15 protein-coding genes are annotated in these 14,854 nt (G+C 60.3%); 7 read left to right on the forward strand and 8 right to left on the reverse strand.

What is annotated here, in order from left to right:
- Positions 1-46: 46 nt before the first annotated feature.
- A complete protein-coding gene (gene coxB / locus ACQUTG_RS12715) occupies positions 47-1,171 on the reverse strand; it encodes a cytochrome c oxidase subunit II (RefSeq protein WP_428919752.1) in 1,125 nt (374 codons plus the stop codon).
- A 204-nt stretch (positions 1,172-1,375) separates the two neighbouring features.
- On the opposite strand from coxB, the gene ACQUTG_RS12720 reads away from it, so the two are divergent.
- The 5 genes from ACQUTG_RS12720 to ACQUTG_RS12740 all read left to right on the forward strand — a co-directional run bounded on the left by ACQUTG_RS12720 (position 1,376) and on the right by ACQUTG_RS12740 (position 5,670).
- Positions 1,376-2,704, forward strand: a complete 1,329-nt coding sequence (locus ACQUTG_RS12720) for an MATE family efflux transporter (protein ID WP_428919753.1) — start codon at positions 1,376-1,378, stop codon at positions 2,702-2,704.
- A 201-nt stretch (positions 2,705-2,905) separates the two neighbouring features.
- A complete protein-coding gene (locus ACQUTG_RS12725) occupies positions 2,906-3,556 on the forward strand; it encodes a hypothetical protein (protein WP_428919754.1) in 651 nt (216 codons plus the stop codon).
- A 50-nt stretch (positions 3,557-3,606) separates the two neighbouring features.
- Complete coding sequence (locus ACQUTG_RS12730) at positions 3,607-3,993, forward strand: DoxX family protein (protein WP_428919755.1); 387 nt, start codon at positions 3,607-3,609, stop codon at positions 3,991-3,993.
- Between the two features lie 11 nt (positions 3,994-4,004).
- On the forward strand, positions 4,005-4,232 hold the full coding sequence (locus ACQUTG_RS12735; RefSeq protein WP_428919756.1) for a DUF1653 domain-containing protein: 228 nt from the start codon (positions 4,005-4,007) through the stop codon (positions 4,230-4,232).
- A 115-nt stretch (positions 4,233-4,347) separates the two neighbouring features.
- Positions 4,348-5,670 (forward strand): Na+/H+ antiporter family protein, encoded by a 1,323-nt coding sequence (locus ACQUTG_RS12740; RefSeq protein ID WP_428919757.1) that lies wholly within the window; start codon positions 4,348-4,350, stop codon positions 5,668-5,670.
- Between the two features lie 439 nt (positions 5,671-6,109).
- Here ACQUTG_RS12740 and ACQUTG_RS12745 read toward each other — a convergent pair whose 3' ends face one another.
- Positions 6,110-6,361: a YheV family putative zinc ribbon protein gene (locus tag ACQUTG_RS12745; RefSeq protein ID WP_428919758.1), complete on the reverse strand. Its 252-nt coding sequence runs from the start codon at positions 6,359-6,361 to the stop codon at positions 6,110-6,112.
- A 71-nt stretch (positions 6,362-6,432) separates the two neighbouring features.
- The gene (gene prlC, locus ACQUTG_RS12750) at positions 6,433-8,478 is read right to left on the reverse strand and encodes an oligopeptidase A (RefSeq protein WP_428919759.1); all 2,046 of its coding nucleotides are present in this window, start codon (positions 8,476-8,478) and stop codon (positions 6,433-6,435) included.
- Positions 8,479-8,687: 209 nt separating this feature from the next.
- Here prlC and ACQUTG_RS12755 point away from each other — a divergent pair, with 209 nt between their 5' ends.
- On the forward strand, positions 8,688-9,230 hold the full coding sequence (locus tag ACQUTG_RS12755; protein WP_428919760.1) for a gamma carbonic anhydrase family protein: 543 nt from the start codon (positions 8,688-8,690) through the stop codon (positions 9,228-9,230).
- A gap of 175 nt (positions 9,231-9,405) precedes the next feature.
- On the forward strand, positions 9,406-9,858 hold the full coding sequence (locus ACQUTG_RS12760) for an Hsp20/alpha crystallin family protein (RefSeq protein ID WP_428919761.1): 453 nt from the start codon (positions 9,406-9,408) through the stop codon (positions 9,856-9,858).
- Between the two features lie 91 nt (positions 9,859-9,949).
- On the opposite strand, the gene aroE is transcribed toward ACQUTG_RS12760, so the two are convergent.
- The 5 genes from aroE to ACQUTG_RS12785 form a co-directional block, all read right to left on the reverse strand.
- Entirely contained in the window at positions 9,950-10,774 is an 825-nt protein-coding gene (gene aroE / locus ACQUTG_RS12765) for a shikimate dehydrogenase (RefSeq protein ID WP_428919762.1), read from the reverse strand.
- A complete protein-coding gene (hemF, locus tag ACQUTG_RS12770; RefSeq protein ID WP_428919763.1) occupies positions 10,764-11,693 on the reverse strand; it encodes an oxygen-dependent coproporphyrinogen oxidase in 930 nt (309 codons plus the stop codon). Before hemF ends, aroE begins: the two co-directional genes overlap by 11 nt.
- An 8-nt stretch (positions 11,694-11,701) precedes the next feature.
- Entirely contained in the window at positions 11,702-12,274 is a 573-nt protein-coding gene (locus ACQUTG_RS12775; protein ID WP_428919764.1) for an L-threonylcarbamoyladenylate synthase, read from the reverse strand.
- A gap of 43 nt (positions 12,275-12,317) precedes the next feature.
- Positions 12,318-13,496, reverse strand: a complete 1,179-nt coding sequence (gene dprA / locus ACQUTG_RS12780) for a DNA-processing protein DprA (protein ID WP_428919765.1) — start codon at positions 13,494-13,496, stop codon at positions 12,318-12,320.
- Positions 13,497-13,574: 78 nt separating this feature from the next.
- Positions 13,575-14,591, reverse strand: a complete 1,017-nt coding sequence (locus ACQUTG_RS12785) for a LysM peptidoglycan-binding domain-containing protein (protein WP_428919766.1) — start codon at positions 14,589-14,591, stop codon at positions 13,575-13,577.
- Positions 14,592-14,854 lie beyond the last annotated feature (263 nt).

A 14,854-nucleotide genomic window follows, 5' to 3' on the forward strand; every position in this document is an offset into this window, starting at 1 on the left:
TTACCGCCGTTAATTTTGGCTGGTGATCGTTATTATCTGGCGTCGATTACTGCTGGTTCTTGTAATCCAGTATTTCCTTGGGCGTGACCATGTCACCGGTGTTGTTACCCCAGGCGTTCCGCTCATAGGTAATCACCGCCGCCAGGTCCACCTCGCTCAACTGGTTGCCGAAGGCCTGCATGGCTGTGCCGGACTTCCCGTTGACCACAATATCGATGTGCGCGGTCATGTCTCCGGTGGCAATCGGGCTGCCCTTCAGCGCCGGGAAAGCCGGTGGTGCGCCACTGCCGTCCGGCTGGTGACAGGCCGCGCAGGCGGTCTGATAGGCCTTTTCGCCACGAGCCATGAGCTCATCCATGGTCCAGTCTTTCTGCGTCAGCTCGCGTTCTTTCTCGGCGGCCGCTTTCTGTTCTGCAAGCCAGACCGTGAATTCCTCCTCCGGAACGGCCTCTACCACGATCGGCATGAAACCGTGGTCCTTGCCACACAGTTCGGTACATTGACCACGGTAGGTGCCCGGCTCGTCCACCCGGAACCAGGCCTCGTTGATGAACCCCGGAATCGCATCTTTCTTGATGCCGAACTCCGGCACCCACCAGGAATGAATGACATCGTTAGCGGTCAGCAGCAGCCGGACCTTCTTGCCGACCGGGACAATCAGCGGGTTGTCCACCTCCAGCAGGTAGTTCTCACCCTTGTCCTGCCGGTTATCGATCTGATCGCGGGGAGTGGCGAGGTTGGAGAAATAACCGAACTCCTGATCGACATACTCGTACTGCCACTTCCACTGGTAACCAGTGACCTTGATATCCACCTCGGATTCGGTGGTGTCGTACATATCGACGAGCGTGGCCGTAGCCGGGATCGCCATGACCACCAGAATGACAAACGGTATGATGGTCCAGAGAATTTCCACCATTGTGTTTTCGTGGAAATTCGCTGGTTTGTGACCCTGGGATTTGCGGTGGGCGAAGATAGACCAGAACATGACCCCGAAGACCACCACGCCGATGACGACGCAGATCCAGAGAATGGTCATGTGAAGGCTGAAAATATCATTACTGGTGCCGGTTACCCCGGGCGTCATGTTCATCGTCCAGTCCGCCATGGACCAGGTCGGGAACACAAGACCACCCAACAGGGCACCTGCCCGCTTAGCGTGCACGCGCATACTGTGTCTCCACAGAGTGTTATTCTTGTCGGATTTTGCGTTATCCCTCTGTTTTGACGGCACTCGCAGAAACACCAGTCAAACCAGAGTGGAAGCCTGCTTACGGATACTCCAAATTCGAGTATAGACACAGATCAAAAAAACACTAAAAAATCGGCTAAATCTAAACCTGCTAACCCGGAATTTTTAAGAATCAGAACGAATATGACTTTTCAACTGGCCACCACCGACCGGCGACTCTGGGCGCTGGCCTGGCCCCTGATGCTGACCAACCTGACCGTGCCCCTGCTCGGCCTGGTGGACACCGCTGTACTGGGTCATCTGGAGAGCCCGGAATACCTCGGAGCGGTCGCCGTCGGCGCCAACCTGTTCAGTATCCTGTACTGGACCTTCGGCTTCATGCGCATGGGCACCACCGGCCTGGCGGCCCAGGCGTGGGGCAAACGGGACAGTTTTGGCCAGGTGGCGTTGCTGTTGCGCTCGGTGCTGCTTGCCGTGGGCATCGGCCTGTTGCTGATCCTGTTTCACCAACCTTTGATCCGCATCGGCCTGGCGCTGATGAATCCGAGCCCGGATGTGACCGGGCTCGCGGCCGAATACGCGGCCATCCGGATCTGGAGCGCGCCGGCGGTGCTGTGCCAGTACACCCTGGTGGGCTGGTTGATCGGCACGCAGTTTCCCCGGGGGCCGATGATCATGCTGATCGTCGCCAACGGCCTGAATATCGTGCTGGATGTACTCTTCGTGACCGGGCTGGGCTGGAACAGCCGGGGTGTGGCGATCGCCACGGTGATCGCCGAATACGGTGCTGCCATCATCGGCTTCGCCATTGTGCTGACCCGCCTGCCGGAAGGGCAGCGTCTGACCCGGGAACTCTTCGGGCGGCTGTCCGACTACCTGAAAATCCTGCGGGTCAACCGTTACATCATGGTGCGGACCATCGCCCTGTTACTGGTGCTGGCCTTCTTTACCGCCCAGGGTGCCCGGCAAGGCGATACGATCCTGGCCGCCAACGCCGTGCTCATCACTTTCCTGTTGGTGATCTCCAATGCCCTGGACGGCTTCGCCAATGCCGCCGAGGCACTGGTCGGCGAAGCGATCGGCAAGGACAGCCGGCGCCGGTTCCGCGTGGTATTTCGCAGCGCATTAAGGTGGTCCTTGTGGGGCGCCCTGTTGCTGACCATTGTCTTTGTCCTCGGTGGGCGCCAGCTGATCGCGCTGCTGACCGGCATCGAGTCGGTCCGCATGACCGCCTGGGAATACCTGCCATGGCTGTGGCTGCTGCCGTTCGCGTCGGTCTGGGGCTTCCTGCTGGACGGGGTGTTCATCGGCGCCACCCGCACCCGGGACATGCAGAACACCATGTTGTTCTCCGCCCTGGGCGTGTTCCTGCCAGTGTGGTGGCTGACCACCGGCTGGGGCAATCACGGTCTGTGGTTCTCCCTGATCTGCCTGATGCTCGCCCGGGCCGTCACGATGGGTTGGCTTTGCTGGTCCCACACCCGGGCCGGGCGCTGGTTTGAGGCGTCGTGACACAACCTGTCCGGGCGGTAATCTTCCGGCGATGCGATTTGCAGACGACGAACCGGCAAGCGGACAAATGTCGACTACACTAGTCAGAAACAGCAGGCGGGTTGGTACAGTGCACCGCTTCCTGCTGCACTGACTGACTCGTTGCAAACAACGGGAGGCGCCTTGCGACCTCAATTCGTACAGACACTGGCATCTCCTCACATGACACCACAGGTAGTGCTCGAAATCATTGACGACGCCCGGCGCAAGGAAGCCCGATCCGGGACCTTCCTCCGCCAGCTTCGCGAGACGGCAGAGCGGTTACCATCGTCCGTGGTTATTGAGGGCTACCAGCCGGCCACCGCATTGTTCCAGTTCGCCATCGAGTACATTGAAATGGCGCCACGACTGATTGAATGTGTAGAAGCCTGCGCCCGTGAGGCGGGTAAAGCCGAACTGTTCCGGCCTTTCGTGGACGCTGCCATCCGTTACTTTACCCAGCCCTCCGTTCTGCTGGTGCGTTACGATGGGCTCGACGGCCTGCTCATCCGCGCTTACCTGTGCCACCGCCTGATGGAAGAAATGCACGAAAACAATCGCTCCATCCGGCAGAGTGAGCTGGTGGATATCGAGGCTACCCGGGCCAATCTTCTGGTTCACGAACTGATCGGCGAACCTTTTGCCAACGAGCTGGATGATTCGGTCGCTGTCACCGTACTGCAGATCGCCGGCACACCGGACTACTACAACCTCAACCTGGATCCGTTCGTCGAGCAGGTAAACAACGAAGCCTGGAACTGGATGCGCCACTATTGGGAAAACCTGCTGATCCGTAACCATATCCGGTTTTCACTGGGCGGCGGTCTGGTTTAGGCGGTATCCTTGGCGGTTTTCCACCACTTCAACCGGCCACAGGAGGCTTCATGCTGGAAAACGCCGATCTGGGAAAACTGATTCTGCGCCTGACCCTGGGTGGTCTGATGCTGTTTCATGGCATTGCCAAACTGCTCAATGGGGTTGGCTTCATCGAGGGAGAATTGGCCAGCCACGGGCTGCCCGCATTTCTGGCCTACGGCGTGTTCATCGGCGAGCTGGTCGGGCCACTGATGGTCATCCTCGGCTACCAGACCCGGATAGGCGCCATGCTGATTGCGTTCAACATGATCGTCGCCATTATCCTGGTGCACGCCCATGAGTTGCTGGCACTGGGCCGTAACGGCGGGCTGGCCCTGGAACTCCAGCTTTTCTTCCTGTTTAATGCTGTCGCCCTGGTCTTCCTCGGACCTGGCAGGTACAAGCTCAAGAACTGAAAGGGCTGACCATGACCGACAAGAAACCGACCATAAGTCCCGGGCGTTACCGGCACTACAAGGGCCAGGATTACGAAGTGATCGGCGTCGCCCGCCACAGCGAAACCGAGGAGCCCCTGGTGGTCTACCGCTGCCTGTACGGTGACTACAGCCTCTGGGTACGTCCCCTCGCCATGTTCCGGGAAACGGTGGAAGTCGCCGGAGAACTGGTTCCCCGCTTTGCCCGCATTGACGACTGAGTTCGGTAATCCCGTTTTGACTCGGGCGGTCATTTCCTGCACATTAGCGCGCTTTTCATGACGCCGGCCCCCATGAGGGGCCGGTAAAACCGTTGATTCCTACCCGGAGTTTGCCATGAATGCCGTTGTTGCCGCGGTACTGATCATGCTCGTACTGAGCCTGTGCCGCATTCACGTTGTCGTTGCCCTGATCGTCGGCGCCATTTCCGGCGGCCTGATCGCGGGCATGTCCCTGGACGCCACTATCGAAGCCTTCAACAACGGACTGGGCGGTGGTGCCACCGTCGCGCTGTCCTATGCCACCCTAGGTGCCTTTGCCGTGGCCATCGGCAAATCCGGCCTCGCCCACGCCCTGGCCGACCGCGCCCTTGCCCTGGTCGGCCGCCAGGAAGACGGCAGCGCCGCCACCGGCATCCGCTTCCTGATCGTCGGGCTGCTGCTGGCCATCGCCATTTCCTCCCAGAACATCCTGCCGATCCACATCGCCTTCATCCCGCTAGTGGTACCGCCGCTGCTGTACGTGATGGCCAAACTCAACATGGACCGCCGGTTGGTGGCCTGTGTGCTGACCTTCGGCCTGATCACCCCGTACATGTTCCTGCCGGTGGGTTTCGGCGGCATCTACCTGAACGAAATCCTGCTCGCCAACGTGGCCGACAACGGGGTCGACGCCAGCGAGCTCAACGTCATGTCCGCCATGGCCCTGCCGGCCCTGGGCATGCTCGTGGGCCTGCTGATCGCGGTGTTCTTCAGCTATCGTGGTGAACGCAAGTACAACATGGAAGCGATCGCGAAGACCGAGCGGGTCAACGTCGCCTACAGCCCCCGCACCCTGGTCATGGCCCTGGCCGCCATCGTGGTCGCCTTCGTGGTCCAGCTCTGGCTGGGCTCCATGATCCTGGGCGCCCTGGCCGGCTTCGTACTGTTCAACCTGTCCGGCGTGGTGAAGTGGAAAGAGGCCGATGACCTGTTCACCGAGGGCATGAAGATGCTCGCCATGATCGGTTTCATCATGATCGCCGCCAACGGCTTTGCGGAAGTGATGCGGGAAACCGGCGACATTGCCACCCTGGTGGAAGGCTCCGTTGCCGCCATCGGCGAGAACAAGCCCCTGGCCGCCTTCCTGATGCTGGCTGTAGGCCTGCTGATCACCATGGGTATCGGCTCGTCCTTCTCCACCATCCCGATCATCGCGGCCCTTTATGTCCCGTTGGCCCTGCAGATGGGCTTCAGCCCCCTGGCCATCGTGGCCCTGGTCGGCACCGCCGGCGCCCTGGGCGACGCCGGCTCCCCGGCCTCCGACTCCACCCTCGGCCCCACCGCCGGCCTGAACGTCGACGGCCAGCACAACCACATCTGGGATACCGTGGTGCCGACGTTCCTGCACTATAACCTGCCGTTGCTCGGGTTTGGGTGGTTGGCGGCTATGGTGCTCTGACCCTTGGAGTACGCCGTTCTTTTGTAGCCTGCTGGTTTTGGGGGCTTACGAGGGGGCGGGGTACCTTTTCTTCTGGGCACAAAAAACTCGCTTCGCTCAGACAATTGTGCCCGGCAGAAAAGGTACCCCGCCCCCTCGTTCTCTGACTAAACAGATATGTCCAAGAGAAACGGACTAGACCTGTTACCGGTCACGTGCCCCGTAATTCAAGCTGCGGGAACATAAGGAAAGCTAGGACCCATTGCAGAAAACTGCACAGACCACTAATCCTGCTGGGCAGATATATCGAAGTTGTTCAGTGAAAGAGGGAGTGGGGGTGCTTTCCTTCAGGGCACAATTGTCTGAGCGAAGCGAGTTCTTTGTGCCCGAAAGGAAAGCACCCCCACTCCCTCAAAGCCCCCACAACAACCAGGCTAGGCCAGGCTAGAAACGCAGCAAGTCAGTCCTCAGACCCAGCCTTGAAGAACACGACCTGTTTAACAGTGTGATCGTCCTCATTCTTACGCTTGTTCACCCGGGTCTCCAGCTCCGGCACCTGGGTATCCGGCTCCTCGGACAACCCATCGGTGAACCCGCAGGCCACGCACTCGCGTATCTGCTTGTCGTTGTCATCCGTGAACATCATGATCTTGTCCATCTCCGCACAGCGGGGGCAAACCGCACCGGCGATGAAACGTTTCGGACTTGCCATAGGTTACTCCGGTTTTTCAGATCGGCGGCCGGGCTTCGAATGGTTCCACCCGGCCAATTACCGACATTGTATCAGGCGGCTTCGTCCGTGATGCCGGATTGTCTCAAAAGGGCATCCACCTGAGGCTCTCGACCCCGGAAGGCCTTGAACAGTTCCATGGGCTCCTGGGAGCCGCCTTTCTCAAGGATGTTATGCAGGAAGGCCTTGCCGGTTTCCGAGTCGAAGATACCCTTCTCCTCGAACAGGGAGAAAGCATCCGCCGCCAGGACTTCCGCCCACTTGTAGCTGTAATAACCCGCCGCATAGCCGCCGGCGAAGATGTGGGAGAAGGCGTTGGGGAAGCGGTTGAACTCGGGGGCTTCCACCACAGCGATCTCTTCACGCACCTTGCGGTGCATGTCCAGCGGGTTGGTGGGAGCCTCCTCGGTAAATTCCGCGTGCAGGCGGAAGTCGAACAACGAGAACTCCAGCTGGCGCACCATGGCCATACCGGACTGGAAGTTCTTCGCTGCCAGGAGCTTCTGCAGCAGGTCTTCCGGCAACGGCTCGCCGGTTTCGTGATGGCTGGCGATCAGTGCCAGGGAATCCGGGTTCCAGCACCAGTTCTCCAGGAACTGGCTGGGCAGCTCCACAGCGTCCCAGGCCACGCCGTTGATGCCGGATACGTCCAGTACGTCCACTTGGGTCAGCATGTGGTGCAGGCCGTGCCCGAACTCGTGGAACAGGGTGGTCACTTCGTCGTGGGTCAGCAGTGACGGCTTGCCATTCACCGGCGGGGTGAAGTTGCAGGTCAGGAACGCCACCGGAAGCTGCAGGCGGCCGCGCTGGTCACGCCAGCGTACCCGGCAGTCGGCCATCCAGGCGCCGCCACGCTTGCCCTGACGGGCGAACAGATCCAGGTAGAACCACGCCACCGGTTCGCCATGGCGGCTGATGCAGTAGGCGGTGGCGTCCTCGTGCCAGGTCTCCACTTCGGGGCGTTCTTCAATCTGGACATCGAACAGCTTTTCGGCCACCCGGAACAGGCCAGGAACCACCTTGTTGACCGGGAACCAGGGACGCAGGGTCTCCGGGGAGATGTCGTACTGCTTCTGGCGCAGCTTCTCACTGTAGTAACCGATATCCCAGGCCTTCAGGTCCTCCACGCCATGTTCGTCTTTGGCGAAGGCTTTGAGTTCGGCAAATTCCTTTTCCGCCACCGGCTTGGATTTGGCCGCAAGCTGGTTCAGGAACTCCAGCACCTCATCAACACTGCGGGCCATCTTGGTGGCCAGGGAGCGTTCGGCGTAGTTGTTGAAGCCCAGCAGCTGGGACAGGGCGTGACGACGCTTCAGGATTTCCGCCATAACCGGGGTGTTGTCCCAGGTCCCGGCGTCCGGGCCCTGGTCGGAAGCCCGGGTGACAAACGCCTCATAGACTTCCCGGCGCAGATCCCGGTTGTCGCAGTAGGTCATGACCGGGAAGAAGCTGGGGAAGTCCAGCGTGATGACATAGCCATCGAGATCTTTCTGGCGGGCGGCCTGCTTCGCGCCTTCGATGGCGGTTTCCGGCAGGCCGGACAGCTCGTCTACATCGGTAATCTGTTTGAACCAGTGCTGGGTGGCGTCCAGTACGTTATCGCTGAACTTGTTGGACAGCTCCGCCAGCTCCCGCGAGAGGTCAGCGTAACGCTTCTTCTTGTCTGCCGGCAGATCGACACCACCAAGGTGGAAATCGCGCAGGGTGTTTTCCACCGACTTGCGCTGGGGCTCGCTCAGGTCCTTGAAGTCGTCCCGGGCCGCCAGTTTCTTGTAGGCGTTGCACAGGGCTTCGTTCTGACTGATCTCGGTACTGTACTCAGTCAGCTTCTCCAGGCAGTTCTTGTAGACCTTGCGCAGCTCATCGTTGTTCATCACACCATTCAGGTGCGAGATCACCGACCAGGCATTGGAAAGCTTGTCTTCCAGCGCCTGCATGGGTTGGGCCAGGGTGTCCCAGGTCGGATCTTCCTGCTCGGCAAGCTGGCTGATCTTCATGCGGTTCTCGCTGAGAATCTGGTCAATCGCCGTTTCCATGTGCTCGGTGCGCACATGGTCGAATTTCGGCAACAGATCGTCGGTCAATAAAGGGTTATTCATAAGTCCTCTTCTCAGCTCTTTGCATCTAAGGTAGTTTCGGTGCCTCTACTATGGGGCAGGCACCTGTGGGAGAGACCCTGCCAAAACACGCTCCTTCGGCACGTCCATGTGACGCTTGAGCTCCGCCATCCATGGCTCCGCACAGTTTTGGCAGGGTCTCTCCCACAGGTGCCCCAAGCCTCCGGGCAAATCAAGCACAGGTATATGTAATGACGAATGTACGCTCTCACAAGGGTATTACGCCACATTTTGGGGAACGGTGCTGGGTGGATCCCAGTGCCGTGGTCATCGGAGATGTCCAGACCGGTGAGGATGTCTCCATCTGGCCGATGACCGTGGTGCGGGGTGACATGCACCAGATCCGGATCGGGGACCGGTGTAGCATTCAGGACGGATCGGTACTGCATATCACCCATGCCAGTGACTATAACCCCGGCGGTTATCCGCTGACGCTGGGAGACGATGTGACGGTCGGCCATAAAGCCCTGTTGCATGGCTGCACCATCGGCAATCGGGTGCTGGTCGGCATGGGCTGCATCATCATGGATGGCGCTGTGGTCGAAGACGAGGTGATCGTGGCTGCCGGCTGCCTGGTGCCGCCCGGCAAGACGCTGGAATCCGGTTACCTGTATGTGGGATCGCCAGCCAAACAGGCCCGACCGCTGACCGAAAAAGAGCGGGCCTTTTTCAAATACACCGCAGCCAACTACGTCCGGCTCAAGGACGAGTACCTGGCAGAAGCACCCCGCTGACACAGGTCAAAAATCATTCAATAGGTGCTTGAAAAATGCCCGGGGGATCCTACATTCGAACATAGCAGATGTTCACGGATAACCAGCCGGCACGGCGCCACCGGCATGGAGCTGTTCCGCGAGCGAAGCTGATAACACACCTTCAGATTCGTTTTCGTACCAAGGAGGAATGACTATGAGCAACCTGACACGCTGGAATCCGATCAATGAATTCGAAGACCTGATGAACCGCTACAACCGGATGTTCGGCCTGACCCGGGCCGGCGAGCGGGAAGGCAAGGACCTGTTCAGCCGCAGTGACTGGGCTCCGGCGGTGGATATCAAGGAAACCGACCAGGCTTTTACCGTTGAGGCCGAGTTGCCAGGTATGTCCAAGGACGATGTGAAGGTAACCGTGCATGACGGTGTCCTCACCATCAAGGGCGAGCGCAGGCAGGAAGAGGAAACCGAGGACAAGAAGATGCACCGCATCGAGCGGTTCTATGGCAGCTTCATGCGCCGCTTCACCCTGCCGGAAAATGTGGACGAAAACAGCGTCAAGGCCAACTTCAAGGATGGTCTGCTGACCCTGACCATCAACAAGGCTGAACCGAAGGAGCCGAAGGCCATCGAAGTGAACGTGGAGTAAGTCCGCTTCGGTTCACACTGACCCTTCCCCAGGCACAGGCAGGCGCCGGGATCAGGCCCCGGCCACTGCCTTTCTTTTTACCCCGCCCGGCTCAGTCGATGCGCAACTCCTCGACCACCGATGCGGTCTCGGGGCGCACGCCGCGCCAGACCCGGAACGACTCGGCGGCCTGTTCCACCAGCATGCCGAGACCATCGACCACCCGGTTTGCCCCCTGGTCCAGTGCCCACTGGTTGAACGTGGTGGTCTTCAGGGAGTACATCATGTCGTATATCACCGTGTCCGAACCAATAACCACGGGAGACAGGGCCGGCAGATCACCCTGGAGGCTGGCGCTGGTGCCGTTGATGATCAGGTCGAATGGCTGGTCGGGCTCCCCGAACCCGCAAGCACTGAGGCGGGTGTCACCAGCATCGTCAGCAAACAGATCCACCAGGGCTTCAGCCTTCGTTACGGTCCGATTGGCGATGACCAGCTCCGCTGGTTTTTCCGCCAGCAAAGGACCGATCACGCCGCGCACAGCGCCACCGGCGCCGAGCAACAGGATCCGGGCGCCCTTGAGGGTCACACCATGGTTGCTGGCCAGATCCCGGACGATACCGCAGCCATCGGTGTTATCCGCCACCAGTCGGCCGTTGTCGTAATACAGGGTATTGGCGGCGCCGGCCTTCTCCGCCCGCCCGGTGCGCTGGTCCGCCAGCTGCCAGGCCTGTTCCTTGAACGGGACCGTGACATTGAGGCCTTTGCCGCCGCGCTCGAAGAACTGCCGGACGGTACCGGCGAAATCATCGAGAGGCGCCTGGATGGCGGTGTACTCCACCGGCTCACCGGTCTGCTGCGCGAACAGGCTGTGGATCCGAGGAGATTTGCTATGGCTGATCGGGTGCCCGATCACCGCGTACAGATCATTGATCATGGTTCTCTCCCAGCCAGTCCCGGCCCGTGAGGAAATACTCGGTCAGACGTGCTTCCTCGGTGCCAGGCTCCGGCACCCGGTTATAGTCCCAGCGCACCAGCGGCGGCAGGGACATCAGGATTGACTCGGTCCGGCCGCCGGACTGCAGGCCGAACAGGGTGCCCCGGTCGTACACCAGGTTGAATTCGACATAGCGACCCCGGCGGTAGAGCTGGAAGTTGCGCTCCCGCTCACCGAAGTCCGTGCCCATCCGTTTCCGGACGATCGGTTCATAGGCTTCAATATAGCTGTCACCCACCGACTGCATCAGGGCAAAGTCCTGGCCGAAATCACCGGTGTTGTGGTCGTCGAAGAAAAGGCCGCCGACACCCCGGGGCTCGTTCCGGTGCTTGAGATAGAAATAATCATCACACCAGTCCTTGAAGCGCCGGTAGGTATCCTTACCGAAGGGCTCACAGGCAGCTTTTGCGGTCCGGTGCCAGTGCACGCAATCCTCGTCAAAACCATAGTAGGGCGTCAGGTCATACCCACCACCGAACCAATACACCGGCTCACCCTCTTTGGGCGTGGTGATAAAGAAACGGACATTGGCATGGGAGGTGGGCACGTAGGGGTTGTTCGGGTGAATCACCAGGGAAACCCCCATGGCCTGCCAGGGCGCGCCCGCCAGATGGGGCCGATGGGCCGTGGCAGAGGCGGGCATGGTGTCCCCCATGACGTGGGAGAAGTTCACGCCGCCTTTCTCGAACACCCGGCCTTCACTGATGACCCGGCTGATACCACCGCCGCCTTCCGGGCGGTCCCAGGAATCGCGGATGAATGAGGCCTCGCCGTCCACCGCTTCCAGGCGACGGCAGATGTTTTCCTGCAGGCCGAGCAGGTATTCCTTGACGGCCTGGCTGTCGGGCTGTTGTGACATGGGCTCTCCTATCGAAGCTGCTGGCCGGTGACGATATCAATAATGCGGCTGGGTTTGCGATTGCCGCCAAGCTCACCGGGCACGATCCAGTCCAGCTGATCACCGAAATAGCGGCGCACCTGCCAGGAATGACGGGCCGGCTGTCGCCCGGCAGGATTGCAGGAGGTGGAGACCAGCGGCATGTCGGCCGCCTCGCACAGGGACCGGACCACCGGATGGTCGCTGACACGCACTGCAATGGAGCTATGGCGCCCCCGGACCCACTCCGGAATCTGCTCGTTCACATCGGGTAACAGGCAGGTCACAGGCCCGGGCCAGTGGCTCAAAGCGGTTTCCCGGAGGTTTGCCGGCAACGGGTCGAGCAGGAAACGCACCTGCTCGACCGAAGCGGCCACCAGGATCATGCCCTTTTCCATGGGGCGTTGTTTCAGTTCCAGGATGCGCTCTACCGCCAGAACATCCCAGGGATCACACCCCAGGCCCCAGACCGCTTCGGTCGGGTAGGCGATAACACCGCCCTGGAGCAGGGTGCGGCGGGCACGACGGCGTTGCCAGTCAGTCAGTGGTTTGGACACGGGCATCGAGAATCATCTGTTCAGAACGGGGTGGAACAGGGCACCGGGTTCAGGCGATTCGCAGGTAGCCGCCTGGTGCTGAACTGGCCAGCCCTTCCAGCTCCAGGAGCAACAGGGACTGCATCAGCTGGTCCGCGGCCAAACCGGTCGCCAAACCCAGTGCATCGGTTGATACCGGATCATACCCTAATGCCTCAAATACCGCGATTTCCCGTTGTCCCAGGCGCGACAGATCCGGCGCCCCCGGAGTCTGGACGGGATCCGACTCGCCAGCTTGCGGCGACCACCAGGCACCCAGCTCTTCCAGCACGTCGTCCACGGTTTCCACCAGCCGGGCGCCCTGCTTGATCAGGTGGTGACACCCGCGGGCGACCGGGCTGTGGACAGAGCCGGGAATGGCAAACACTTCACGGCCCTGTTCCAGCGCCAACCTCGCGGTAATCAACGAGCCACTCTTGAGGCCCGCTTCAACCACCAGCACACCCCGGGACAACCCGCTGATAATACGGTTACGTTGGGGAAAATGGGCAGCGCGGGCTGGCGTTCCCGGTGGATATTCGGATACCAGCACGCCCTGTTCGATCACCCGCTCGCCCAGCTTGTGGTGCTGGCGCGGGTAGATCTGATCCAGTCCGCAACCGATGACCGCAATGGTGGGAGACCCGGCATCCAGAGCGCCGGCATGGGCGGCACCGTCCACACCCAGGGCCAGGCCACTGGTAACCACCAGTTCCCGGCGACTGAGTTCCGCTGCGAACCGGCGGGCATGGTCCAGGCCCGGGCGGGTGGCATGACGACTGCCCACAATGCCGATCTGGTCCCGGACCAGCAGCCCATGGTTGCCCAAGGTATAGAGCACCAGAGGAGCGTCATGAATATGGCGCAGTGCCTCCGGATAATCGGTATCACCCCAGGTAACAATGTGGATGCCATGGTGCTGACACCCGATCAGGGCCTCCGCGACCTCCCTCAGGGCAGGGTGGCTGGCATCTTTATCCTGCCAGGCGCGGATTCCGGTAATGGTTTCCGGATGGAGGCCGATGGCTTTGAGACTGGCGGCGTTCATGGCCAGCAGGTCGGTCAATTGTGCGGTTGCAGCCATCGCAGCTTCACGCCGCCGGATACCGAATTGGGGCAGGGTTGCCAGCAGCAGCCAGGGCGCCGCGGGGTGTTCAAGCGCCTGGCAAAAACGGTCGCGGGAACCCGCGCCGGAAAGCAATTCGTTCATGATTCCTCATCCTTGAAAACAACAATGGCCGGGCAATCCCGCCCGGCCATTCAATTGCAGCTGGAAGCGTCTGTCCGATCAGGGATTGGTGACCTTGTCACCCACGGACAGCGGGCGGGTGGCCTGCAGGACCAATCCGTAGCTCATCTTCTCGTAAGCCTGGAATACCATCAGCAGACCGGCACGCTCCGAAGGCAGCTCGATGGTCTCACCAGTCACCGGATCCCGCACCAGGTTGCCGCTCTTGAGCACGGCCATGACATTGCCGGCTTCAAGGCCATCCCGTTCACCGCGGTTGATCGCCACCACGTCGTACTGACCGATCTGGTTGACACCGCCGTCAACGGCAATCATCTCACCCTCGATGGTTTCATCCGGCGAGCTGGGCACAAAACTGGTAGCGATCGGACGGTCGACACTGGTCAGCAGGCGATCACCGATACGGATTTCCTGGTTGGACTTGGTCAGGCGCAGGGTCAGCACATCCCCATTCTCGGCTGTGATGTTGCCGGCACCGATGCTGCGGGCCTCCAGACCCAGGAACTCGCCGGTATCCGGATCGCGGAATTCCTTGGTGCGGCGGAAGATACCCACCTTGTCTGCCGGCTTGTCGCCACGGGCATAGACCCGGTCACCAGCGCCGGTGATGATGCGGCCGTCTTCGCCTTCCAGCACGTAGGGCGCACCCTCGAGCTCTTCCGGGGTCACGATACGGGTATCGGTCAGGAAGCTGCTGATGGCGTCCAGGGGAATGGCCGGAATCGGGGTATCAATCGGCTCGGAACGCACCTGCGGCGAGAGCTTCACCACGCCGTTGGACGCCACCTTGGTAATCCGCGGCTTACCGTCGATGTAGACCAGGGCGAGGCGATCGCCCGGGTAAATGAGGTGCGGGTTGGCAACCTGGGGATTAACGTGCCAGATCTCCGGCCAGTACCAGGGATTGTTCAGAAAGCGCGCCGAAATGTCCCAGAGGGTGTCCCCCTTCACGACGGTGTAACGCTCGGGATGGTCGGACCGCAGTTCCGGTTGAGCCTGGGCCCAGGAAGTGAACAGCAGCGCAGTGGCTGCCAGAGCGTACAGCAGTTTCCTCATTGTGTAAGTCCTTGATCGCGTGCCTTGAGTCTTTGCATTCTGTCGGATGCAGCCGGATTACCTGCAGCTTATTACGTTGTAATTCCTGATACTATAGAAGAAGTCTCGGAAATTGTGATGTTATCTTTTGTTCTTCCAGTGAATTCTATTCTGCCCGTGAAAGATTTTAACTATTAACTGATCAGTTTGTACTCAATCGTGGAATTGGGGGATAATATCGAGACTTCCCTCACAGGATTACAAAACTCAAACGGTAGCCGGGC

The sequence above is a fragment of the Marinobacter sp. DUT-1 genome (assembly GCF_050379415.1).
Taxonomy (GTDB): Bacteria; Pseudomonadota; Gammaproteobacteria; order Pseudomonadales; family Oleiphilaceae; genus Marinobacter.

Excerpts from the sequence above, each read along its gene's own strand:
- ACQUTG_RS12745 (WP_428919758.1), bottom strand. The coding sequence starts at position 6,361 with ATGGCAAGTCCGAAACGTTTCATCGCCGGTGCGGTTTGCCCCCGCTGT.
- ACQUTG_RS12785 (WP_428919766.1), bottom strand. The coding sequence starts at position 14,591 with ATGAGGAAACTGCTGTACGCTCTGGCAGCCACTGCGCTGCTGTTCACT.
- ACQUTG_RS12755 (WP_428919760.1), top strand. The coding sequence starts at position 8,688 with ATGACGAATGTACGCTCTCACAAGGGTATTACGCCACATTTTGGGGAA.
- prlC (WP_428919759.1), bottom strand. The coding sequence starts at position 8,478 with ATGAATAACCCTTTATTGACCGACGATCTGTTGCCGAAATTCGACCAT.
- ACQUTG_RS12735 (WP_428919756.1), top strand. The coding sequence starts at position 4,005 with ATGACCGACAAGAAACCGACCATAAGTCCCGGGCGTTACCGGCACTAC.
- aroE (WP_428919762.1), bottom strand. The coding sequence starts at position 10,774 with ATGATCAATGATCTGTACGCGGTGATCGGGCACCCGATCAGCCATAGC.
- ACQUTG_RS12775 (WP_428919764.1), bottom strand. The coding sequence starts at position 12,274 with ATGCCCGTGTCCAAACCACTGACTGACTGGCAACGCCGTCGTGCCCGC.
- dprA (WP_428919765.1), bottom strand. The coding sequence starts at position 13,496 with ATGAACGAATTGCTTTCCGGCGCGGGTTCCCGCGACCGTTTTTGCCAG.
- ACQUTG_RS12730 (WP_428919755.1), top strand. The coding sequence starts at position 3,607 with ATGCTGGAAAACGCCGATCTGGGAAAACTGATTCTGCGCCTGACCCTG.
- ACQUTG_RS12740 (WP_428919757.1), top strand. The coding sequence starts at position 4,348 with ATGAATGCCGTTGTTGCCGCGGTACTGATCATGCTCGTACTGAGCCTG.
- ACQUTG_RS12720 (WP_428919753.1), top strand. The coding sequence starts at position 1,376 with ATGACTTTTCAACTGGCCACCACCGACCGGCGACTCTGGGCGCTGGCC.
- coxB (WP_428919752.1), bottom strand. The coding sequence starts at position 1,171 with ATGCGCGTGCACGCTAAGCGGGCAGGTGCCCTGTTGGGTGGTCTTGTG.
- hemF (WP_428919763.1), bottom strand. The coding sequence starts at position 11,693 with ATGTCACAACAGCCCGACAGCCAGGCCGTCAAGGAATACCTGCTCGGC.
- ACQUTG_RS12725 (WP_428919754.1), top strand. The coding sequence starts at position 2,906 with ATGACACCACAGGTAGTGCTCGAAATCATTGACGACGCCCGGCGCAAG.
- ACQUTG_RS12760 (WP_428919761.1), top strand. The coding sequence starts at position 9,406 with ATGAGCAACCTGACACGCTGGAATCCGATCAATGAATTCGAAGACCTG.